This is a genomic window from Bradyrhizobium sp. S3.7.6, assembly GCF_054061875.1.
The window spans coordinates 112246-133575 of the sequence record NZ_JBSSEQ010000002.1; the positions used below are offsets into that span (position 1 = coordinate 112246).

Here is a 21330-nt window from a genome sequence, read left to right on the forward strand (position 1 = left end):
GACCCCCTTACCCGCGCTGCATGACGGAGAGCGGGCTGGCCGGCGATGCTCCAGCGGCGGTTGCGCTATACGCGCGGCCGAGCTCGACACTGCCGGTCGACAAGCGTGCCAGGACCTGGCCGTTGTAGGACTCGATCACATAGGCGAGTGGAATGGTCTTCTCGCCCTTGGTCTTCTGATCGGTCGCAACCGCATATCCCCAGCTCTTGAGCGACGTCTCCAGCGCCTGGCCGAAGGGCGTGCCGTCGGGCTTCAGGATGATCGTGCCAGAGCCGGGCCCGACCTGTTCGGCGAATTTCGTCACCATGTCGCCGGCGATCGCAGAAGCCGCGGGTCCGGACAGATCGGCCGGCGCCGAGCTCGCCACCAGAGCGCCGCCGCCGATCGACGCGCAGCCGGCGAGCGGCAGGCCGAGCACGGAGAGAAGGACGAGCCGAGGCATCGAGGAGACCTGCCGCATGATCAGCCTCCCCTCCGAATCGTCACCTTGTCCTGGTTCCAAAAGCCAACGCCGGAGACCAGAATGGCGGTGTCGATCTGATAGTCGACCACCATCATATCGCCCTTCAGCCGGTAGTTGACGATGCGGTTCTGACCACCCGACTCCACGAAGAGAACAGGCGCATCCTGCCCAGAGAGCGCCGACGGAAACTGGATGTAGGTCTTCACGCCATCGCTGTAGACGCGCGTGGGCCGCCAGGACGCGCTGCCGCTCACGCTATAGGCGAAGCTCAACTGCTCGGCGGGAACACCGGTGCCCGGAATCACCTCAGTGCCAATACGCGCGTTGACGTCCGCGAGCCGGCTGCCGACATCCGCCGGATATTCGAAGCCGACGCGCGCCATGTATTGGGTCGCATTGGACTTGAGCTGGATATGATAGGTCCGCCGCGAGGTCGTCACCACCATCGAGGTGACGAGTCCTGGCTCCGACGGTTTGACGATCAGGTGGATGGCCTGTCCGCCGACCGCTCCAGACGTCGCCGGTTCGACCTTCCAGCGTACGGTGTCGCCAACCAGCACGTCGCGCACGACCTCACCGGCCTCGAGCTCGATGTCGCAGACCTCGAGCGGCGAGCAGACGACGGAGGGCTGGACCTCACCGAACAGGAAGACGACCTTGCCGTCCACTCCGCGCGTCACAAGGCCGGTCGATCCGCGCCACTGGCTCGAGATGCTCGTGCCCTTTCGCTCCTTGGCGTTCATCGCCTGCGCGTGCGCGCTGACATCGGCAAGCAGCAAGCCGAAGGCGGATGCCCCTAGAACAATGCATGTATGAAGTCTGATCATGTTTGGGTGCATCGGTGTCCCCGCCCCTTTCATAGTTGCGCCGTCCAGTCGAAATCACGCAGGTAGAGGCCGATCGGATTGAGCCGGATGGTCTGCTCGTCCTGGGGTGGAGTCAGCGTGACGGTGGCGATGCCGCGAAAGCGGTGCTCGCCGGTTTCCTTTCCTTTTCTGTCACGCTCGAATTCGGTCCAGTCGATCTGATAGGACTGGTTGGATAGAGCGACGATGTTGTTGACCTCGACGCCGACCGTCAGCGTCTTGGCTCGCTCGAACGGCGAGTTGCTCCGAAACCAGTCATTGATCTTTTGCGTGGCGGGATCGGAGGTCCGCAGCAGTGCATAGGTCCGATCGATATATTGCTTCTGCACGACCGCATCGGGCGTCACCGATCGGAAGTTCGAGACGAAGCTGCCGAGCGTCGCGCGCACCACCCGCGGATCCGCATATTCGATCTGCTGCGGATAGCCTGCGCTCGCGGCGGTGCCGAGCTTGTCGACCTCGACGATGTACGGCACCAGCTTGACCCGCGTGCTCTGGAACAGCGCATAGGCAAAGCCGATCACGGCCATCACCATGGCGATCAGGCCGATGGTGCGCCACGTCGCGGCCGCCTTCACATATGAGCCGTAGCGCTCGTTCCATTCCTGACGGGCGGCGAGATAGGGATTGTCGGGCGGATTACGCGCGGCCATTTGAGAAAGTCTTTCCATTCTTCATCTGTCGGGTTGAATCGGCTCAAGTCTTTCCAGTCGATTGTTGCTGCGAGCGCCGCTGGTCGAGCTTGGCGTTGGCGAGGCCGAGCGTCGACGTGCCAAAGGAGCCGGGCGCGCCGATCGCCTGGTCGCGCGCGGCGGAGGCGAGCGCGCCGCCCGCCGTGCCGATGCCTTGCGTCATGGCCTTGAGGGCGGCTGCGCCAAACGAGGCGCCGTCGGCACGCGCGGCACTGAACCCGGCTGCGCCCGCCCTTGCGCCTCCCATGGCGAGGGTGGCGCCGCCGGCCGCGAAGCTCGCCGCCTGTCCCGCATGCTTCACCACTTCCATGCCGCTGCCGACCGAGACGCCCTGCACGACGCCTTGCACGATGTTCGGCACATAGATCGAGATGATGAAGACGACGACGGAGATGCCACCGATCGCAAGTGTCCCGACGAAGGCGTCGTTGCCGGTGCCCGTCTGGTTGGCGAGGTTCAGCAAGGCGTCGGAACCGATCTTGGCGATCATCACCAGCGCCATGAGCTTCATCCCGACACTGAAGGCATAGACGAGGTAGCGGATCGCAAAGTCCTTGGTGAAGGACGAGCCGCCGAGACCGAGCATGATCATGCCGGCGAGCAGACCGACATACATCTCGACCATTACCGCCACGAAGATCGCCGCGACCAGCGAGAACGAGATCACCACGATCACCATGGCGAACACCGAGGCGATCGCGAGCGCGTTATCCTGGAAAAGGCCGAACTGCGCGTTCTGCGACATCGCGGAGGCGACCTTGAGACCCGCATTGAACACATCCGCCGGCGACGCCGAGCCGCCGCCTGCGCCGATCTGGTAAAGGCTGTCGACGACCGCCTTGGCGAAGTTCGGTCCCTGGTCGAGCACGAAGGCGAAGAAGCCGATAAACATGATCCGCCGCACCATCTCGGCGAACCACGCATCGAGAGTCGCGGTCTGAATCGCGAGCCACACCGCGGCGAGGCCGACCTCGATGCCAGCGAGGATCCAGAACAACGACTTGGCCGCCTGCATGACGGTCGTCTGCCAGCCCTTCGCGGCCGTCGTCACCGAATTCTCCAGCGTCGTGAGAACGCTGCCGTCCTGCTGCGCGAAGGCAGGATGCGCGACGACGACGATGCCGATCGCAACGATCAGAACGAGCCCCGGTTTAATCCCACGCACCCCCTGCCCCCTATCCTACCAACGCGGTTTCATCTGCTGGCCGCCGGACGTCTTGTAGTCCTGCGGAGGTTTGAAGAAGTCGCTGGCGCGCGAGGCAGTCCCTTGTGCCGGCACCGGCGCGCGCGGCGCGAAGAACAGCCAGGCCCCTGCGGCGCAGGCGCTGATCGCGATCACGACGATGATGATCGTGGACGGTCTCACCAACGCGGCTCCATGGTCTGGCCGCCGGAGGTGGCTGGCGTGGTCGCGTTGAAGAATTGCTCGCGCCGCGCCTGCGACAGATCCTTGTTGGCCTCCGACGATTGGAACCAGGTCGCCATCATCGTCGTCTGCTGCGCGACGAGACCCCTTAGCTTCTGCATCTGGCCGACCTCCTGCGCGGCGATCTCATGGCCGACCTGCAGGGCCTTCATCTGTCCGTCGGCGCTCTCGGAGGCTGTCTGGAGTTGCGCCATTGTTGAGTTCTCGGTCGCAAATTGCTGCGAGGTCAAACCCGCCGCCTGCAGCGTGCTCGAGATCGTATCGCGGTTCGTCGTCGACCAGGTCTGATAAGTCGACGCGAAGCTCGCGCCGTTCGGCAGATTGGTCTTGAACTGCGTGTAGCTCTGGAAGCGTTGCTTGAGCACGTCATCGATGTTGCCCATCGAGAAGGCCATGCCCTGGCCCTGATTGACGATGTTCTGCAGCTGCTTGAGATCGTTCTCGGCCTGTCCCCAGACATGTGACGGCAACTGCGCCGTGTTCTGCAGCATGTTCTGGTAAATCCTCAACTGATTTTGAATCTGCTGAGCGAGCTGCGAAATCTGCGTGATCTGATTGTTGATCTGTTGAGCGGATTGACCAGCGAGCTGGACCAACTGTCCGTTATTAAGAAGCTGTGTGAGCTCAGTGGCGCCGCCGGCGGCCGCGCCGGCGAGCGCCGGACGGATCGATGCCGAAGCAACGATCATGGCAACAATGAGCATCTTACACGTCGGCGAGAAGTGCTTTGGCATGGACGATCCCCCTTTCCTTGAGCCAGAGAACAGGCCAATCTACCTCGGCAGTCTTCAGCGCCAGGATGCGCTTCAGGTCTTCCTTGCCGGACGCACCGACGAAGGAGAGCGCGACGGGGCCGAGCGCCATGTTGAAGAGACGGCGGCCCTCCGGCGAAGCGACGTAGTATTCGCGCTTGGGAACAGCAGTCGCAACGATCTCGATCTGACGTTCGTTGAAGCCGATGCGCTCATAGAACTCGCGCGTGCCCGACTCGCGCGCCGCGCCGTTCGGCAGGCAGATCTTCGTCGGGCAGCTTTCCTTCAGCACATCGATGATGCCGGAGCGCTCGGCGTCCGAGATCGACTGCGTCGCGAGCAGCACCGCGCAATTGGCTTTACGCAGGACCTTCAACCACTCGCGAATCTTGTCCCGGAAGACAGGATGGCCGAGCATGAGCCAGGCCTCATCGAGGATAATGAGGCTGGGCGCGCCGGTCAGCCGCTTTTCGATTCGCCGGAACAAATAGGTCAGGACCGGGACGAGGTTGCGCTCGCCCATGTTCATCAGCTGCTCGATCTCGAAGGTCTGGAAGGAACCGAGCAGCAAGCCGTCCCTCTCCGCATCGAGCAATTGGCCCATCGGACCGTCGACCGTGTAGTGGTGCAGCGCATCCTTGATCTCGCGCAGCTGCACGCCCGACACGAAATCAGATAAAGATCGCCCACGCGCCTCGGCCATGAGGCCGACCTGCCGCGAGATAGCGTTGCGATGATCAGGCGTGATCAAGACACCTTGCACGGCAACCAGCGTTTCGATCCATTCGGACGCCCAGGCGCGATCGGTGTCGGTCGACAAGTCCGACAACGGACAGAAGGCAAGCGCTGCCGCGCCGTCCACCTCATCACCGCCGATCTCGTAATGGTCGCCGCCGGCGGCCAGCGTCACCGGCATCATCGAGCGGCCCTTGTCGAAGGCGAAGATCTGCGCGCCGGCATAACGCCGAAACTGCGCTGCGATCAGCGCGAGCAACGTCGATTTGCCCGAACCAGTCGGACCGAACACCAACGTATGGCCGACGTCGTCGACATGCAGGTTCAGCCGGAAGGGTGTGGAGCCGGAGGCGACCTGCATCAGCGGCGGCGAGCCCGGCGGATAGAACGGGCATGGCGCGGTCGGATTGCCCGACCAGACGGAGTTGAGCGGGATCAGGTCCGCGAGATTGCGCGTGTTGACCAGCGGCTCGCGGATATTGGCGTACCAATTGCCCGGCAGGCTGCCGAGGAAGGCTTCCGTCGCGTTAAGCGTTTCGATGCGCGCGCCAAAACCTTCGGCCTGGATCAGGCGACGGACTGCCTCCGCCTTCTCCTGTAGGCGCGCGCTGCTCTCGTCGAACAGGACGATGACCGGCGTGTAATAGCCATAGGCGACGAGTTGCGAAGAGGCTTCCGCGATCGCATCCTCGGTCTCGGCCACCATGGCCGCCGCATCCTGATCGATCGAGCGGCTTTGTGTCTGAAAGAGTTGGTCGATGAAGGGGCGCACCTTCTGCTGCCACTTCTTACGGGTGCGCTCGAGCTTCTGCCGGGCGTTCTGATCGTCAAGGAACAAGAAGCGCGACGACCAGCGATAGGTCAGCGGCATCAGATCGAGCGAATTGAGGATTCCCGGCCAGCTCTCGGCGGGAAAACCGTCGATCGCCACGACGCCGAGAAAGCGGTTCTCGACCATGGGCGAGAGACCGTGTTGAAGCTCGGCGGTCGCCAGCCAGTCCAGATACATCGGAATGTCGGGCAAGCGAATCGGGTGGTTCTCGCCCGTGATGCAGAAGCGGATGAACTGGAACAGTTCATCGTAACGCGACGTGCGCGTGCCCTCGCGCTCTTCGACTTCGCGCGTTTCCATGCGCCGGATGGACAGGACGCTGGCGAGATATTGCTCGACCTCGCGGATCGAGGTGCGGAAACTGTCGATCGCGGTGTCGGCATAGGACGCTGACCGGCTTTCGACGTCGGAGTAGATGTAGCGGGCGAGTCCAGCGCGCCGGCGTTCCGGCGGCCGCCAGGTCAGGATGATGGCGTGCCGGCTCTCATAATGTCCCCGCTCCTGCTCGAAGCGGCTGCGACGCTCATCGTCAATGGCGCGTGTCACCGGATCGGGAAAGTAACAGTCCTGCCGCGCCGGATAGTCCGTTGTCGGCACGCGTACAGCCTCGACCTGGATCATCCAGCCGGAGCCGAGACGCGCGAGGATGGTGTTGATCTGGCGTGAGACCTCGTTGCGCTCGGCGTCGGTCGAGCTCTCGGAGTCCGGGCCCGCAAAATACCAACCCGCCATCAGCGAGCCGTCCTTCAACAGCAGGATGCCGTTCGCGACCAGCCCGGCGTAAGGCACGAGATCGGCGAAGGATGGGCCGGAGTGACGGAAGGAGCGCAGTGCAGCCATGAGCGGACCTCAGTAGCGACGCCAGGGCGTTGAGGTCGCCCGGTATTGAGGCCGATAGGAGATATGACGAGCGTAGACCCGCCGCATCATCGGGTCGGCCTTCGCCATCATCCGCAGCGCCGCCACGACAACGATCCAGATCGCCGCGCCGAGGATTGCTGCGTACCAGGTGAGCACGACGAAGATCAGGATGACGGCGGCAAGGCCGGTCAGCAGCACGAGCTCGCGATCGGCGCCGAACAGCAGGTTCGGCCGCGACAGCGCGCGATGGATGCGGTTGCGTCTGAGATTGGCACCGACCTCAGCCATGACCGGGGTCCCCTGCCCTATCGGCGATGGGCATCGCGACATCGCCGATCGAGGCGCCGCTTGCACCAAACAAGGCGACGATCTGTGTGGCGCCGAGGAGAATGCCGGCGACCAGCACGACATACATGAGGCGTCGCGCGAAATCGTTGAGTTCGCCGCCGAAGATCAACATGCCGCCGGCAACCGCGACAGCTGCAAGCGCGATGAAGCCAGCCACGGGACCCGTGATCGATTGCTGGATCTGCTGAAGCGGGCTCTCCCAAGGAAGATTGCCGCCGCCGCTGGTCGATGCAAAAACTGGATCCAACATCACGAGTGCGAGCAGCAGGCCGCCGGCACCTACGATCATCATGCGGTTAAGCGACATGGCGCTCCTCCTTGGGGGCATAGGATTGGGTTTGGTATTGGCCCGCCGAGAAGCTCTCGACGTGGAGCACGTCGCGGACCTGGCGGCCGCGATCCGTTCGTTCGATCGAGACGATCAGATCGACCGCCTCGCCGATGACCTCGCGCATGGGCTGTTGACTAACTTCGGCCGTGAGCTGCTCCAGACGGCGCAGCGCCGAAATGGCGCTATTGGCGTGGATGGTGGTGATGCCGCCGGGATGGCCCGTGTTCCAGGCCTTGAGCAGCGTGAGCGCCGCGCCGTCGCGCACTTCTCCGACGATGATGCGATCGGGTCGTAGCCGCATGGTACTCTTGAGCAGACGCGCCATGTCGACTGTGCCGCTCGTATGAAGCGAGACGGCGTTTTCGGCCGCGCACTGGATCTCGGCCGTGTCTTCGAGAATGACCAGGCGGTGCTCAGGCGCGTGCGCCACGATCGCCGCGATCACGGCATTGGCGAGTGTGGTCTTACCTGAGCCCGTCCCGCCGGACACGACAATGTTCAGGCGCGATCCGATGGCGTTGCGGATGACCGCAAGTTGATCGGCCGTCATCACGTCCTGCGTCACGTAATCCTCGAGATCGAACAGACGCGAAGCGCGCTTTCGAATCGTGAAGGTGGGGGCGCCGACGACAGGCGGTAGCAAACCTTCGAAACGATGACCGCCGATCGGCAGTTCCCCTGAAATGATCGGGCGCTCGTCGTCGGCTTCGGATTGCAGCGCGTGGGCGACGCTGCCGATGATGATCTCGGCGGTCGCCCCAAGCATGGTTCCGGCAGCTGTCATCCCTTGGCCTAGTCGTTCAATGAACAACCGGCCATCAGGATTGAGCATGACTTCGACGACCGCCGGATCATCGAGCGCGGCGCAGATCTGGTCGCCAAGGGCGTCCTGGAGTTTGCGGACAAGCCGCGGATGCGAACGAAGTTCGGCCATAGCAATCGCCCGCCGCTCACGCAGCGGTGCACTGAAGGCGGCGCAGGTCGGATCGATAGCCAGGCGGATGGACCCGGTCGAAGCTCGCCTGGTCGGCCGGCAGGACGCCGGCGACGCTCATGGTGTCGCCGATGTGCTCCACGCTGCCGAGTCGCCTCATCGGCCAGCCCGCCCGTTGCAGGATGCCTTTGACCCGCAGATTCGCCGCCGTGGCGATCTCGCCCAAGCCATTCGACATCGACCACTCGATCATCCTCTCGAAGATCGTCAGCGTGGCATCGTGCAGGAACCGGCCTCCCCTACCCTCGCCCCGCCTGTCGACGCAAAAGCGCGAACTCACGACCATGGTGGATTTGGCCCGAAGCCGGCCGCCCGGGAGCAGTTGCGGGAAGGTCCGCGACAGCATGGTTGGGCCTGTGGTCGGAAGCAGGCGGGGACAGCCGGCGACGGCGCCGCGGTCCGTCTCCGCCAGGATGGTCAGGTCGAGTGCGTCGTATTCGTCGCGTTCGCGGCCCTGCTCGATCTTGACCTGCCAGCTGAGCCGGCCGGCGAACACCCGGGCGCGCAACCGATGCATCCCATCAAGCAGAGACCCCGATCCGCTATGTTCGTTCGAATCAATCGCAATTGCCCGCATTCGCCGAATCCCCCGTTGCGTCCAAGTGAACGGAGGCAAGTCAACACAGACGGGCGATCTTCATCCTCTGTAGGATTAACGGGGGGGGGGGGGGCGGCGAGCCCGCTGAGCCGGGGTGAGTCGAGAGTGCGTCGCCCAAAAAGGCTCGCTCGCCCGCAAAATCGGCCGTCGAAACCGGCCTCCCGGATGTAGGATTAACGGGGTGCTGAACTGCCATCGCGACATTGTTGGCGCGAGCAATAACCCCTCGAAATGATTGCGCGATTCCGAACGAATCACGGCGCGGCGCGGCGTGGCGGCGAACGGTCGTTAAGTATCTGTTAACCTTAAAGGACTGGACGGAAGGTGAGAATCGTGACGTAGTTTAGCGGGCAAATGGCGACAAACCGCCTGTTGACCGACAACGAAGGAATGAATCGGCAATGTCTGCGCAGGCCCTGACAAGTGTGCAAAGCGAAGACCCGGCGGACAAGATTGTCCGGCACGCCGGAATGCTTTCCGAACATCTGCAAGCCAGGCGCCAGCAGATGTATCCCCCAGATGCTCAGAAGAGCCTTCGGCATTTCATGACTCATGAGGTCTCGAAGCTGACGTCGATCCCGGAGTCGACGCTAAAGCTGATGTCAAACGAGGGCAAAGGGCCTCTCCCCGCCCGACTGGAAAATAATCATCGCGCTTACACGCTCGCTCAGATCAACGAGCTTCGCGAGCTTTTCGCTGCTCAGCGGCCGGGAGAGGTGTTGAGGTTTTTGCCGCATCGCCGGCCGGGTGAACATCTGCAGGTGCTGGCGGTGGCGAATTTCAAAGGCGGAAGCGCCAAGACCACGACAAGCGCGCATCTGGCCCACTATCTCGCTCTCCACGGCTATCGTGTCCTTGCCATCGACCTCGACCCTCAAGCTTCATTGTCGGCGATGTTCGGCGCCCAGCCGGAGATCGACGTGCAACAGAATGAGACGATCTACGCCGCGTTGCGTTACGACGATGAGCGCCGGCCGATCGAAGAGATCATCCGCCCGACGTACTTCACTGGGATCGACCTCATCCCGGGAAATATCGAGGTCATGGAATATGAGCACGAGACTCCACGGTTCCTGTCGAAACAACAGTCGCGTTCGGACAGTATTTTCTTCGAGCGCCTACGTCTGGCTTTGGCAGAGGTCGAAGACGCCTATGACGTGGTCATTCTGGACACTCCCCCATCCCTCGGCTTCCTGACCCTTGGCGCCATCTATGCGGCGACTGGCCTCCTCGTGACCGTACACCCCGCGATGCTGGATGTGATGTCGATGAGCCAGTTTCTGCTCATGATGGGTGATCTCATATCGGTGATCCGAGACGCCGGTGCGACGATGAAGCAGGACTTCCTGCGCTACGTCGTGACGCGGCACGACCCGTTCGACCAGTCCCAGGTCCGCGTCGTCACTATGCTTCGACACCTCTTCGCCGAAGATGTGCTTACAGCCACCGCGATAGCGAGCTCAGCAATCGAAACCGCCGGGCTGGCGAAGCGGACGCTTTACGAACTGGAGCCTGGCAATATCTCGGCGGCGACCGCCAAGCGGGCGCGGGAGTCTATTGATGCGGTGAACGACCAGGTCCTCGCACTGATAGCCGAATCCTGGGGGCGCACATGACGAGCAAGCGTCGATCAATTCTGGCCAACTTTGGGTCTTTCTCGGATCCGGAAGCAAAGAGCGCCGATCCTTCAGCCGCCCTGCCCTCAAGGGTGGATGCGCCGGTCCAAGCGCCGGCACGGGTCGGCGCCGGCGTCATTGGAGCCACCCAACGATCGCTGGCCGAGCTGCGCGAGGAGCGCGATAGGCTCCAGGCGCTCGTGGATGCGGGAGGCGGTTCGGAACTTGATCCTGCGTTGATCGACCCCTCGCCGTTCCCGGACCGGCTTCCGGACGACAGCAACGCTGATTTCGACGCGCTGAAAAAGCTGATTTCGGAGGAAGGCCAAAAGGTCCCGATCCAGGTGCGGCGCCACCCGGACGCGGCTGATCGGTATCAGGTCGTCTACGGGCATCGACGCTGGCGTGCTGCGTTGGATCTCGGCACCAAGGTGAAGGCCACGATTGTTGCGCTGTCAGATAGCGAACTCGTCGTTGCGCAGGGTATCGAGAACGCGGCTCGTCAGGACCTCAGTTGGATCGAACGCGCGCTGTTCGTTTGGCGCATGGACGAAGCCGGCATCAAGGCCCGCGATATCCGTGCCGCCCTATCGATCGACGATCCTGAGCTTGCTCGCCTACGGACTGTCTGTCGTGCGCTTCCGGTTGACGTCATCGAGGCTATCGGCCGCGCCGGGAAGGTGGGACGTCCGCGATGGGTCGTGCTAGCGGCGGCCGTGGGAGAGGATCCGTCCGCGCTTGTCCGGGTGCGGGCAACCTTGTCAGCTGACAAGGTTTCGACTTTGCCCTCGGACGATCGATTCAAGCTTGTCCTCGGGGCAGTGAAGAAGTCGGCCATGCGATCTCATAGCGAGATGGAGCTGCGGTCCCCGTCCGGGCAGGTCGTTGGCAAGGCGACATTCGCAAATGGCGCCATCAAGCTTGCGGTCTCGGACCAACATGCGACCGGCTTCAGCGCCTTCCTGGAGGAAGAGTTGCCAAGCCTGGTGAAGAGGTTTTTTGCCCGCGAGGGCAATGAGTAAGTTTTCGTCGTGCGGCCAAACCTTGTCAGCTGACAAGGTTTGGCCGCACGACGGGAAGGGCGGAGGCCTCGGCCAAAGCCAGACGATAGCGCAACAAACACAGAGGTAGCATGCGGTAAAAAGAAAGGCCCCCGAAACAGTGTCCCGGAAGCCTTCCTCGTTCGTTTGGCGACAACGAGAATCCCACTTCCGCGAATCACAGTCAAGAGCCTCGTCGAGGCATTTGGACACCGTTTTGGTGAGCGCTTTCGCTTTGCCTAAAAGCTGAAGGGCACAACCATGACGCAACCAATAGCAACGACGCCCTTTGGGCGGCGGCCGATGACGCTTGGCATGATTTCAAGCCAGATGGCCGCGAAGAACGGGAAGCCGGAGACGGCCATCGTTCACAAGTGGCACGTCTTCCAGCACATCAAGGAGGCGCGCCAAGTTCTCGGCGCCACCGATCGTGCGCTCGCGATCCTGCACGCGCTCTTGTCGTTCCATCCCGAGACTGCGCTGGAAGCAGAAAGTGAGTTGATTGTCTGGCCGTCCAACGAGCAGTTGATGGCGCGTGCCAACGGGATGCCGCCGACGACCTTGCGCCGGCATCTGGCGGTCCTTGTCGATTGCGGCCTGATCATCCGCAGGGACAGCCCGAACGGGAAGCGCTTTGCCCGGAAAGGGCGAGGTGGGGAGATCGAGCAGGCCTACGGCTTCGACCTGGCGCCGATCGTGGCGAGGGCTGAGGAATACAAATCCCTCGCCGGGGCGGTGTACGCCGAGAAGAAGGCCTTCCGGGTCGCCAAAGAGCGGCTCACCATCCTGCGCCGGGATATCGTGAAGATGATCGAAGCGGGGATCGATGAGGGCGTCCCGGCGGACTGGAGGCGGTTTCAGCAGGCCTACCAGGAGATCGTAGGGCGGATTCCAAGAACCGCGCCGCGGCAGGTCCTGGAAGGCCTTGGCAGTGATTTGGAGAAGCTCTGGCAAGAGACCCGAGAGCTGCTGGAAACTTTCACAAAAACACAGAATCCGGCCGCCAATGAGTCCCATTTCGGACGCCACATACAGAATTCAAACCCAGAACCCTTATCTGAATCTGAAGAGGGCCCGCCGAAGAAGAATGAAGCGGGCGGCAACGTCGCGGCTACCGACAACCTGCGGAGCTTGCCGAAACGCGAGTTGCCTCTGGGAATCGTGCTGGACGCCTGCCCGAACATGCGCTGGCTGGTGAAAGGCGGTGAAATCCGGCACTGGCGGGATTTGATTGCGGCCGCGGAACTTGCTCGGCCGATGCTGGGCATCAGTCCGAGCGCGTGGCGGGAGGCGCAGGAGGCGCTGGGTGATCAGCAGGCCGCGATCACGCTGGCTGCGATCCACCAGAAATCGGATCAGATCAGCAGTGCCGGGGGCTATCTGCGCAGCCTGACCGATCGGGCCAGGGACGGGAAATTCTCAGTTTGGCCGATGATCATGGCGTTGTTGCGTGCCAAACTCGACGCATCGAGCCCGTCGGCGGTGCAGGGCGGGGGTGGGCCTGGTAGGGATGAGTCGCAAAAGCCGGCTCATGGCGGCGGGTTGCAACCGAGCGAACAATTGCGGGCGCTTCTTGCCAAGCGGCCGAAGTGACGGAGATGCAACATGATCCAACCCTGGCTCTCCGCCCTAAGCGCGAAGGCGCGATACCTTGCCCGCCGCCTCGCACGCCTGGAAAATCGTCCAAGCGAAGACATTCTCGAGCGCGCTCCGGAAGTCTACGCGGAGCGTATGATCAGCCGAGAATCGCCAGCGGTCTTTTACGGCCGCCTCAAAACATACGGCGATTCGGATGTTGATCTCGATGCCGTCATCCGCGAACAATGGCGGCGCCATACGGGGCTAAATCTCTGACGCTTTCGAATACGCCTGGACGTCTTGGCCGGAGAAACGACGGGTGGCCGCTCCGCTTGCGGGCGCGGCCTTCGAAGATCAGAGACCTGCCGCCTTGGTCAGATTGACCCGGAAGCGGTCGCGCCGTCGCTGGTAGCGTCGGGTTTGCTCTGCGCTGGCGTGTCCGAGCTGCTTTTGGACATAGCGCTCGTCGACCTCGGCCGAGGAGGCGAGGCCCGCACGCAACGAATGCCCAGCGAATTTCTCCTCCCGCTCGCCTTCGGGGAGATCGCTGCGGACGCCGGCGGCGAGTGCCGCGCGCTTGACCAGGCGCGCGACCTGCTGATCGGTCAGGCGATCCGGCCCGACGTCCTTGCCTTGACCGCGGACCCGGCGGAACAGCGGCCCGTGGCCGATCCGGGCCAGCTTCAGCCAGGTCTGCAAGGCCACGACCGGGCAGGTGGCGTCGGACGAGCCGCGTCCGATCTCAACCTCGCGCCAGCCGGTTTTGCCGCGCAGGGTGACGATCATTCCCTTGTCGAGGATCTCGACCCAGCCGCCGCCGTCCTCGGTGTCGTCGCGATGAACGTCGAGGCCAACGATTTCCGAGCGCCTGAGGCCGCCGGCGAAGCCCAGCAACAGCATGGCGCGGTCGCGCAGCCCCCGCAGGGTGCCGCGATCGAGCGTCTCCAGCATGGCGATGACGTCTTCGGGTAAGACGGCTTCCTTCTGCCGGGGAGGTGCGGCGTGGGTGTTGCGGATGCCGGCAAGCACGGTCGCGATGTGGCGGTCGCTACGGTCGAGCGGCGAGCCGCGCTGGGTATAGTTCCAGGTCAGCGCCGAGAGCCGCCGCTCGATCGTGGCAACCGAATTTGGCTGGCGATCGGCGGTCGCCGTGCCCAAGGCGCAGGCGGTGATGTAGAGCCCCACTGTCTGCGGGGAGGACGGAAAAACCTCGAGGCCCTGGCGCCGGCACCAGCCGGAGAAGTGCTTCCAATCGGATGCGTAAGCCCGTCGCGTGTTGGCTGAACTCGCGGCGTCGGCATAGCCGCGGGCGCGATCGGCGAGCTGCTCGAGGTGGGCGGGTAGAGCAGGGGAGGGGGCTTCGCCCGGCTGTCGCACGGCCTCCGAAGCGACGAGAAGGCTGTCGCGGCCGGGAGAGCGATTGTTCATCGTCAGGCAGCCTTGATGTCGGTCTGCGAAAAGTCGTTGCCCTTGAACAGGAGAGGTTCACCACTGAGGGCGGCCAGGGCATAGGAAAAGCAGTCGCCGAAATTCAGTCCGGCCGGGTGGCGGCCTTTTCCGTACCGACGCCAGGCGCGGCGGGCCTGGTCGGCATGGTCCGCGGTCACGGGAACGATCTCGATGTCCGCCTTATGCAGCCAGAGATCAAGTTCTGCTCCTCCCGCCTCACCCAAACGAGCCTCAATGACCATTGCAGCCTCAACAACAGTTGCCGCCGAAATCAGACGGACCGGATCTTCGGCGACCTGCTCGCGAAAGCGTGGAGCGTCCGGCTCATTAAAGAAGATCGCGACAATCGCGGACGTATCGAGCACCATCAGTTTGGTATGCCATTTTCGTCGTAGCCGATGATGTCGTCCGGGCTGCGGTGATCGAGAATCGGAAGCGCATTCAGTCGACGCTGCATCGCCTCCATATCCTCCAGAAGGGCGGCCTTACGCGCCTGCGATGCCGTTCGCTTCAGCCGCTCCTCGATCGCGCGGCGGGTCGCAACAGTGATGGTCTCACCAGTACGCTCGGCCAGCGCGCGGGCGAGCTTTTCCGTCTCGGGATCCTTGATGCTTAGCGCCATTGCTGAGTTTCCTTGGTTCCTATTTTTCCATATTCTACCTACAGAGCGCCAGCCGCGCAATGCTGGCGCTTGGTTCTTGAGCCCCTGACCAAGTTCTGGGCAGCTCCGGCGGGGCCAGCCTGCGACCGAGGGGAGGGAGGGATGCGTCGGTAGAATCTGTGCTGCTCAGACCGACGCCTCCCAAGGATTGATCACCGTGGCGCCCGTATCCTCAAAATCCCCCACATTGCGGGTGACCAGGATGAGGTCGTGGACGATCGCGGTGGCGGCGATCAGCCCATCGATGTCGCCGCGCGGCCGGATCGCGGCGATGCGACCCCACTCGACGGAGATCTGATCGGTCACCGCCAGGATGCGGTCGGCGTGGTCGTGGCGCAGCTTTCGCAACCATTCGGCCAGATGGGCGGCCGCCTTCGGGTCCGATTTCTGCTTGAGCGCAATGCCGCGCATGATCTCGCCGAGGGTGAGGGTGCTCAGGTGAACGCTGGCCGGCTCGACCGAGCGCAGCCAGCCGGTGGCCTGCGCCGAGCCGCGCCGGGCCTCGGAAACGACATTGGTGTCGACGAGATACATCAGAAGGCTGCGTCGCGGCTGGGGATCTTGGCGCGCTGCGTCACGCCCTCGGCCAGGTCGTCATCCCAACCGGGTCCGGCCAGCAGGTCGTCGACCAGGGTCGGCCGGCTGGAGCGGAGCGCATCGTAATCGGCGGCCGACAGCACCACGGCGGCCCGCATCCCCCGCAGGGTCACGACCTGGGGGCCTTCGAGGCGGGCCTTCTGCACCACCTTGGAAAACTGGTTTTTGGCGTCCTGTAGCGGCCATTCCATGTTTGCACGCTCCTAGCTAGACAGTCTAGCTATCTTCTAAGGGCCGTTGTCGTTGAGGTCAAGGCTGGGCGCCGGCGTTTCGGGCGCGGAAAGATTGACGCCGGAAAGCGGGTTTTCGGGCGGCACGGAGGCTTCCGGAGCGAGATTTTCGAAGGTCCGGGCGGCGATTTCGGGCATTTCCTATATTAAGAACAGAACGACCGATAATGCAACATTATCGGTCGTTATTATGCAACGACAGGTTCGGCGGTTTGAGGCGATTATAGTGGCACAAAGCGCCGCGCTGGCATACCCTTTCGCATGCCCGCGCGTTGCCGAATCGTCCCCGAACCTCCGCCGACCTTCGCCCCGGCGCCGGCCTGGCTGCGTCGCCGCGCACCGCCCGACATCGTCACGGAAGCGGTGTTTTATGCCGGCGCGGCGCTCGCAGCGCTGCATCCGATCGCACGCGACGAGCACCCGCTCGGCAGTCTGTGGCGCCAACGTCTCGCGCTCACCTGTGCCGCTACTCTCGCGCGCCAGGGCGGGCGGACGGAAGAGGAAGCTGCGCTGCGCGACCACTGGTACTTGCGCCGCGAGGACGACGATCCGGGTCCCGGCGGGCGTATTCTCGCCGCCTGGCGCAAGCTCTGCGAACGCGCCTCCAGTGATGTGGAGCAGTGGAATTTTGCCCTGGCGCCCGCACTCGGCCATCCCCTCAACTCGCTGCCGGACCAGATCGTCGGACTTGCCAGCCGACATACGAGGCAGCAGCACGTTATGCCGGTTCTGGCCGCCGCTGAGATCATCGCCGCGAGCAGACGTATGTTGCCGAACGAGGAGGCTGTGCCGCTGTGGCTGGCGGATGCGGTCCTCGCCCACCAGCTGCGCTGGCCGGCGCCGGTGCCGCTGCTCGCGGCCCATCTGTCGCGCGGCGCGCTGCGCAAAGCACCACAGCACCTCGAGGGCGAGACCGTCTTCATGAGCGCACTCTGTGCGGCGTACACGACGGCCGCCGTGGCCGCGATCGACCTCTACAACGATCTCGCACGGCGGGCGACACGCCTGCTGGCGGTCGCGCCGAAGCTGCGCGGCAGGGATGCCGACATGATGGTGGGGATCCTGATGGTGGAAGACGCCCAGTCCACCGGCGCCGGCAAGATGGCGAGCGACCGCAGCACCCGACGGCTGTTCGAACGGCTGGTGTCGCTCGGGGCGGTGCGCGAGCTCACCGGCCGGCCGACCTTTCGATTGTACGGGCTCTGAGATGGGGCGGCGCGCGCGACCGAAAGAGAATCTCGACACCGAGCTGGCCGACCTGCCGCCGGAGCTGCGCTGGCGCGAGTGGATGGGCCGGGTCGAAGCGGTAATTTTTGCCTCACCCGAGCCGGTGCCGCGCGAGGTGCTTGCCAAGGTGGTCGGGCGCGACTGCAACCTCGATCTGCTCATCGACGCGATTCGCGACGAGCTGCGCGGCCGGCCTTACGACCTGGTGTCGGTTGCTGGCGGCTTTCAACATCGCACCAGAACGGGTTTTGCCGATGCGATCCGCGCCGCCACCGGGCTCGGCGCCACCGCGCCAAAACCGCTGTCGCAGTCCGAGGCGCTCGTCCTGATGTGCATCGCCTATTTCCAGCCGATCACCCGCGGCGAGCTCGGCCGGGCGTTCGGCAGGGAGATCAGTCGGGATGTGATCGGTCACCTTCGCGCGCTCGGCTTCATCGCGGCCGGGCCGCGCAGCCCAACCCCTGGCGCGCCGTATACCAACGTGACCACGAAAACCTTCCTGTCGCACTTCGGCTTCGAATCCTTGCGCGATCTGCCTGACATCGACCTGCTCGAGGACGCCGGGCTGCTCAGCAAAGACATACTGTTGGCGGACGGCTTTCCCGCCGGCTTGGAAACCGACGCGACCGCCGTCGATGGTGATGATGAGCCTTTCGAGCGCGACGAACCGCTGGCCGGCTGACGGCCAATCAGACGGCCCCCGTTTGACGCTCGAGGGAGAAGCTCCCGCTCTACCGGGCCCGATGTGTACATGCAGCTGGAGGGTCGAGGACCACGACGATGGCGAAGAAATTGCAGATAGGGCAGAGACAGGCTAGCCGAATTTGTCAGATGTCGGCGACCGATCGGCTCGCCTTCATCGCCGAGGGGCTGCCGATCATCCATGCCAGCGCGAAAGGGTTTTGGTCGGCGTCACTTGAACTGAACGCGATGCCGCGGGAAGCCGAAGTGCTCGAGGGTTTCGCCAAGGAGGAGGCGGCGAAAATTCTCATCCTCTTGGATGTGGTGCGCTGCCCTGAGAAACGCGTAGCCGGCAAGCTCAGCATGCTGATCGGGCGCTTCTACGGTCACCTGGAGCGGTTGATATACGCCCAGCTTGCCGAGCGAGGACATCGCGCGCTTGCGGAAAGCGGTCGAGCCCTTGCGAACCACCCACGATCTCGAGGGGAGTATGGGCGAGCTCATTGTGCCGAATTCGACGCTCTATCGGCGGGAGAGCAAGCTCTATGCGGACGTTGAAGCTTATGAGGACGGCACGCCGCTCTGGAATGCACCCGCCGGCCATCAAAACCCCTTTGGACGGAGGATGCCCGCGGTCGTGGCGGTGATCGAGACGATGGCTGCATGCGGCATGTTCACGCTCACAGGGCTGCAGGCGAGCTCCCAAGTCTGGGGGGAACTGGAATTCAAGGAGCGCGAGACGCTGTGGGATGCCGAGCGACTGACGCGCGAACTCCTCGAGCGCCTGATTGCCGAGGGCCTGCCGCAGGAATCGGCGACGCAAGACCATGTCGACACGCTGTACCGGCATTGGCCGCTGCCGATGTACAACGTTGATCTCAGCCCTGTCCCCGTGACGCTCGATGCGCTCAAGGCCGAGCAGGATCGTCTTTATTGGGCCGAGGTGGGCGACCCTTAACGAACGCCGGCCGGGGCTCTGGCCCGCACCTTTACTGTCTGCGAGGCCCGAGGGGAAGAGCCCGAACGAGGCCTTGCACATGTCAGAAAAAGATATATTATTTTCTGACACATGAAAACCCCCGTCGCATCAGTTCCGGACCGGATCATGAAGCGCGCCCACGCCGGCGGGCGCGGCGGCGTCTTCACGCCCAGCGATTTCCTGGACGTGGCCGGCCGCGCGGCCGTTGACCAGGCGCTGTCCCGGCTGGTCAGGGGTGGCAAGTTGCGACGTCTGGCGCGCGGCCTCTACGACTTCCCCAAGCTTCATCCGAAGCTCGGCCCGCTCTCGCCGGCGCCCGATGACGTCGCGCAGGCGCTCGCCCGGGAGACCGGCTCGCAGGTGCAGATCGCCGGTGCCCGCGCCGCGAACGCGCTCGGCCTGTCCACCCAGGTTCCGGCCAAGAACAACTACCTGACCGATGGTCCCTCCCGCCGTGTCGTGCTTGGCAAGCGGGTCGTTGATCTGCGTCACGCCTCGCCAAAACACCTGATCGCTCCGGGCAGCTTCGCCGGCACCGTCGTTCAGGCTCTGCGGCATCTCGGCCCCGTACGGGCGACCGATGTCGTACGCGTCGCCGGGCGCCGGCTGTCGGCGAGCGACAAGAAGACGCTCGCGAAGGGCGCCGTCCGGGCGCCGGCATGGATGCGACCGACACTCGTCTCCATCGCCACCATCTCCGATGGGGCCGATGGATAAGGTCGCCCGTCTCGACGGCGCCGAGCGCGCGGCTCTGTTCGGTGAGACGGGCGCGGCGCGTGGCGTCGCCAACACCATCATCGAGAAGGACTTCTGGGTCTGCTGGACCTTGAAACGCCTCTTCGAGCTGCAGAAAGAAGACGCGCCCACCCTGGTCTTCAAGGGTGGGACCTCCTTGTCCAAGGCCTTCGGCGCGATCCGCCGCTTTTCCGAAGACATCGACCTGTCGTTCGACCGCGCCGATCTTGGCTACACCGGCGACCGCGATCCGGGAAGGGATGGGATCAGCAAAAAGCAGGCGGGCAAGCTGATCGAGGATCTGGTCGGTGACGTCGGAAAGCACATTGCCGAGAAGCTGCTGCCCGCCTTGCGCGCGGCGATCGCCAAGCAGCTCGGCGAGCCGACAAACGGCGAATGGTCCTTGGAGATCGATCCGAGCGATCCGCAGGGCGTGAACTTCCACTACCCGACCGCGCTGCCCAAGGAGGCGTATGAAGGCATGGCCTACATCACGCCGAGGGTGAAGCTGGAATTCGGCGCGCGCGGCGATCCGTGGCCGACCGAAGAGAAGAACATCCGCCCGTATGCAGCGAATGAGTTTCCCGACTTCTTCGAGGAAGCGGATTGCACCGTGACTGTGCTGTTGGTGCGGCGCACCTTCTGGGAAAAGGCCACGGCGCTGCACGCCGAGGCGCACCGTCCGAAGGACGCCCCGACGCCGCAATATTTCTCCCGACACTATTACGACATCGCGATGCTGCTCGACACTGAAGACGGAAACGCGGCCGCCGCCGACTTCGCGCTGCTCGAGCAGGTCGCCAACCACAAGGCGGTGTTTTTCCGCTCCGCCTGGGCGAGCTACGACACCGCGCGGCCAGGCACGTTGCAGCTTGTGCCGTTGGAGACGCGGCTTAAGGATCTGCGCGCTGATTATCGCGATATGGCGCCGATGATGTTCGATGAGAAACCGCTATCGTTCGACGAGATCATGGCTCGCATCCAGAAACTACAGGACACCATCAACGCTTCGCCGGCTTCGCAGTAATCACGTCCGGCTGCGGTGTTTCCGCGGGAGCTGCGCATCTTGGCCGAAGCCTGCAGTAAACCTGCGTCGTGCCGCACAAAAGATCCGCTAAGAGCCGAAGTAAAGCGGGAATATGAGGTGGTTCGCCTTCACGACCATAGGAGGCTGCTCGGTGTTCTCCTTGAGAACGGGTATTCGCCGAACAGTGCCGTGATCCGCCGAGCCACACTTGACCAGACACCGGCAAATTCGCAAACCAGGCACAAGGGACATCTGGAGCTCTTCTCATGACGCTCGACAGCGATATTCGCGTGCAGGCGTTCACGACCTTACTTACAGGCGGCCTCGGCTTTGCGATATACCTCGTACCGACAATTATGCCAGGAGCCTCCGAGGCAACCCTCTACATGGCGTCTGGCGTGGTCATTTTGGTCAGCGTCGCCGGGCTATCCTCTTGGACCAAAGGTCAGGAACAGTCGCGAAACTCCGACACGTTTAGATTAAGGTAAGTTATCGCAGTTTGACTTCGGATGAGTATTAGGAGGGCCGGAAGCGGGACGAATGTCTGCAAGGCGGACACGCACCTCAAGGAATGCGGAGTCGATTTTCAGGCCAGTACAGGTCGCTTCTCCT

28 protein-coding genes are annotated in these 21330 nt (G+C 63.5%); 11 read left to right on the forward strand and 17 right to left on the reverse strand.

Going from position 1 to position 21330, the window contains the following annotated elements; translation table 11 throughout:
* Window positions 1-7: 7 nt before the first annotated feature.
* Genes trbH through traI form a run of 11 tightly spaced genes read right to left on the reverse strand, consistent with a single transcriptional unit; the run spans window position 8 to window position 8877 of the window.
* Window positions 8-460 (reverse strand): conjugal transfer protein TrbH, encoded by a 453-nt coding sequence (trbH, locus tag ACVJ5M_RS43305; RefSeq protein WP_456679699.1) that lies wholly within the window; start codon window positions 458-460, stop codon window positions 8-10.
* 2 nt (window positions 461-462) lie between these two features.
* Window positions 463-1290 (reverse strand): P-type conjugative transfer protein TrbG, encoded by an 828-nt coding sequence (trbG, locus tag ACVJ5M_RS43310; RefSeq protein WP_456679700.1) that lies wholly within the window; start codon window positions 1288-1290, stop codon window positions 463-465.
* Window positions 1291-1319: 29 nt separating this feature from the next.
* Window positions 1320-1982, reverse strand: a complete 663-nt coding sequence (locus ACVJ5M_RS43315; protein ID WP_456679701.1) for a conjugal transfer protein TrbF — start codon at window positions 1980-1982, stop codon at window positions 1320-1322.
* Between the two features lie 43 nt (window positions 1983-2025).
* On the reverse strand, window positions 2026-3186 hold the full coding sequence (gene trbL, locus ACVJ5M_RS43320) for a P-type conjugative transfer protein TrbL (RefSeq protein ID WP_456679702.1): 1161 nt from the start codon (window positions 3184-3186) through the stop codon (window positions 2026-2028).
* Window positions 3187-3201: 15 nt separating this feature from the next.
* On the reverse strand, window positions 3202-3387 hold the full coding sequence (trbK, locus tag ACVJ5M_RS43325; protein WP_456679703.1) for an entry exclusion protein TrbK: 186 nt from the start codon (window positions 3385-3387) through the stop codon (window positions 3202-3204).
* Window positions 3384-4151, reverse strand: coding sequence for a P-type conjugative transfer protein TrbJ (gene trbJ / locus ACVJ5M_RS43330; protein ID WP_456679704.1), 768 nt, complete (start codon window positions 4149-4151; stop codon window positions 3384-3386). Before trbJ ends, trbK begins: the two co-directional genes overlap by 4 nt.
* A 1-nt stretch (window position 4152) precedes the next feature.
* Window positions 4153-6606 (reverse strand): conjugal transfer protein TrbE, encoded by a 2454-nt coding sequence (locus ACVJ5M_RS43335; RefSeq protein WP_456679705.1) that lies wholly within the window; start codon window positions 6604-6606, stop codon window positions 4153-4155.
* 9 nt (window positions 6607-6615) lie between these two features.
* Window positions 6616-6915: a conjugal transfer protein TrbD gene (locus tag ACVJ5M_RS43340; protein ID WP_456679706.1), complete on the reverse strand. Its 300-nt coding sequence runs from the start codon at window positions 6913-6915 to the stop codon at window positions 6616-6618.
* On the reverse strand, window positions 6908-7282 hold the full coding sequence (locus tag ACVJ5M_RS43345; protein WP_456679707.1) for a TrbC/VirB2 family protein: 375 nt from the start codon (window positions 7280-7282) through the stop codon (window positions 6908-6910). The genes ACVJ5M_RS43340 and ACVJ5M_RS43345 overlap by 8 nt, the downstream gene beginning before the upstream one ends.
* The gene (gene trbB / locus ACVJ5M_RS43350) at window positions 7272-8240 is read right to left on the reverse strand and encodes a P-type conjugative transfer ATPase TrbB (protein ID WP_108522901.1); all 969 of its coding nucleotides are present in this window, start codon (window positions 8238-8240) and stop codon (window positions 7272-7274) included. The genes ACVJ5M_RS43345 and trbB overlap by 11 nt, the downstream gene beginning before the upstream one ends.
* 16 nt (window positions 8241-8256) lie before the next feature.
* Window positions 8257-8877 carry an acyl-homoserine-lactone synthase gene (traI, locus tag ACVJ5M_RS43355; protein WP_456679708.1) on the reverse strand — a complete coding sequence of 207 codons (621 nt, stop codon included), beginning with the start codon at window positions 8875-8877 and terminating at the stop codon, window positions 8257-8259.
* A 422-nt stretch (window positions 8878-9299) separates the two neighbouring features.
* Between traI and repA the strand changes: the two genes are divergently transcribed.
* The 4 genes from repA (at window position 9300) to ACVJ5M_RS43375 (ending at window position 13408) form a co-directional block, all read left to right on the forward strand.
* A complete protein-coding gene (repA, locus tag ACVJ5M_RS43360) occupies window positions 9300-10514 on the forward strand; it encodes a plasmid partitioning protein RepA (protein WP_456679709.1) in 1215 nt (404 codons plus the stop codon).
* Window positions 10511-11536: a plasmid partitioning protein RepB gene (gene repB, locus ACVJ5M_RS43365; RefSeq protein WP_456679710.1), complete on the forward strand. Its 1026-nt coding sequence runs from the start codon at window positions 10511-10513 to the stop codon at window positions 11534-11536. The genes repA and repB overlap by 4 nt, the downstream gene beginning before the upstream one ends.
* 279 nt (window positions 11537-11815) lie before the next feature.
* The gene (gene repC / locus ACVJ5M_RS43370; RefSeq protein ID WP_108522897.1) at window positions 11816-13147 is read left to right on the forward strand and encodes a plasmid replication protein RepC; all 1332 of its coding nucleotides are present in this window, start codon (window positions 11816-11818) and stop codon (window positions 13145-13147) included.
* Window positions 13148-13159: 12 nt separating this feature from the next.
* Complete coding sequence (locus ACVJ5M_RS43375; protein ID WP_108522896.1) at window positions 13160-13408, forward strand: plasmid stabilization protein; 249 nt, start codon at window positions 13160-13162, stop codon at window positions 13406-13408.
* 78 nt (window positions 13409-13486) lie between these two features.
* On the opposite strand, the gene ACVJ5M_RS43380 is transcribed toward ACVJ5M_RS43375, so the two are convergent.
* From ACVJ5M_RS43380 to ACVJ5M_RS43405, 6 genes are all read right to left on the reverse strand, one after another.
* On the reverse strand, window positions 13487-14560 hold the full coding sequence (locus ACVJ5M_RS43380; RefSeq protein ID WP_456679711.1) for a site-specific integrase: 1074 nt from the start codon (window positions 14558-14560) through the stop codon (window positions 13487-13489).
* 2 nt (window positions 14561-14562) lie between these two features.
* A complete protein-coding gene (locus ACVJ5M_RS43385; RefSeq protein WP_456679712.1) occupies window positions 14563-14949 on the reverse strand; it encodes a type II toxin-antitoxin system VapC family toxin in 387 nt (128 codons plus the stop codon).
* Entirely contained in the window at window positions 14949-15203 is a 255-nt protein-coding gene (locus ACVJ5M_RS43390; protein WP_108522893.1) for a type II toxin-antitoxin system VapB family antitoxin, read from the reverse strand. The genes ACVJ5M_RS43385 and ACVJ5M_RS43390 overlap by 1 nt, the downstream gene beginning before the upstream one ends.
* A gap of 165 nt (window positions 15204-15368) precedes the next feature.
* Window positions 15369-15776 carry a type II toxin-antitoxin system VapC family toxin gene (locus ACVJ5M_RS43395; RefSeq protein ID WP_108522892.1) on the reverse strand — a complete coding sequence of 136 codons (408 nt, stop codon included), beginning with the start codon at window positions 15774-15776 and terminating at the stop codon, window positions 15369-15371.
* Window positions 15776-16030 (reverse strand): type II toxin-antitoxin system Phd/YefM family antitoxin, encoded by a 255-nt coding sequence (locus tag ACVJ5M_RS43400; RefSeq protein WP_108522891.1) that lies wholly within the window; start codon window positions 16028-16030, stop codon window positions 15776-15778. Before ACVJ5M_RS43400 ends, ACVJ5M_RS43395 begins: the two co-directional genes overlap by 1 nt.
* Window positions 16031-16066: 36 nt before the next feature.
* Entirely contained in the window at window positions 16067-16207 is a 141-nt protein-coding gene (locus ACVJ5M_RS43405) for a hypothetical protein (protein WP_456679713.1), read from the reverse strand.
* Between the two features lie 123 nt (window positions 16208-16330).
* Here ACVJ5M_RS43405 and ACVJ5M_RS43410 point away from each other — a divergent pair, with 123 nt between their 5' ends.
* The 7 genes from ACVJ5M_RS43410 to ACVJ5M_RS43440 all read left to right on the forward strand — a co-directional run bounded on the left by ACVJ5M_RS43410 (window position 16331) and on the right by ACVJ5M_RS43440 (window position 21206).
* On the forward strand, window positions 16331-17275 hold the full coding sequence (locus ACVJ5M_RS43410) for a DUF1403 family protein (protein ID WP_108522890.1): 945 nt from the start codon (window positions 16331-16333) through the stop codon (window positions 17273-17275).
* 1 nt (window position 17276) lies between these two features.
* A complete protein-coding gene (gene scpB / locus ACVJ5M_RS43415) occupies window positions 17277-17978 on the forward strand; it encodes an SMC-Scp complex subunit ScpB (protein WP_108522889.1) in 702 nt (233 codons plus the stop codon).
* A gap of 98 nt (window positions 17979-18076) precedes the next feature.
* Window positions 18077-18535, forward strand: a complete 459-nt coding sequence (locus tag ACVJ5M_RS43420) for a hypothetical protein (protein WP_456679714.1) — start codon at window positions 18077-18079, stop codon at window positions 18533-18535.
* The gene (locus tag ACVJ5M_RS43425; RefSeq protein WP_456679715.1) at window positions 18468-18935 is read left to right on the forward strand and encodes a hypothetical protein; all 468 of its coding nucleotides are present in this window, start codon (window positions 18468-18470) and stop codon (window positions 18933-18935) included. Before ACVJ5M_RS43420 ends, ACVJ5M_RS43425 begins: the two co-directional genes overlap by 68 nt.
* Before the next feature lie 147 nt (window positions 18936-19082).
* A complete protein-coding gene (locus ACVJ5M_RS43430) occupies window positions 19083-19673 on the forward strand; it encodes a DUF6088 family protein (protein ID WP_456679716.1) in 591 nt (196 codons plus the stop codon).
* On the forward strand, window positions 19666-20718 hold the full coding sequence (locus ACVJ5M_RS43435) for a nucleotidyl transferase AbiEii/AbiGii toxin family protein (RefSeq protein ID WP_456679717.1): 1053 nt from the start codon (window positions 19666-19668) through the stop codon (window positions 20716-20718). Before ACVJ5M_RS43430 ends, ACVJ5M_RS43435 begins: the two co-directional genes overlap by 8 nt.
* A gap of 266 nt (window positions 20719-20984) precedes the next feature.
* Complete coding sequence (locus ACVJ5M_RS43440; RefSeq protein WP_108522887.1) at window positions 20985-21206, forward strand: hypothetical protein; 222 nt, start codon at window positions 20985-20987, stop codon at window positions 21204-21206.
* Window positions 21207-21330 lie beyond the last annotated feature (124 nt).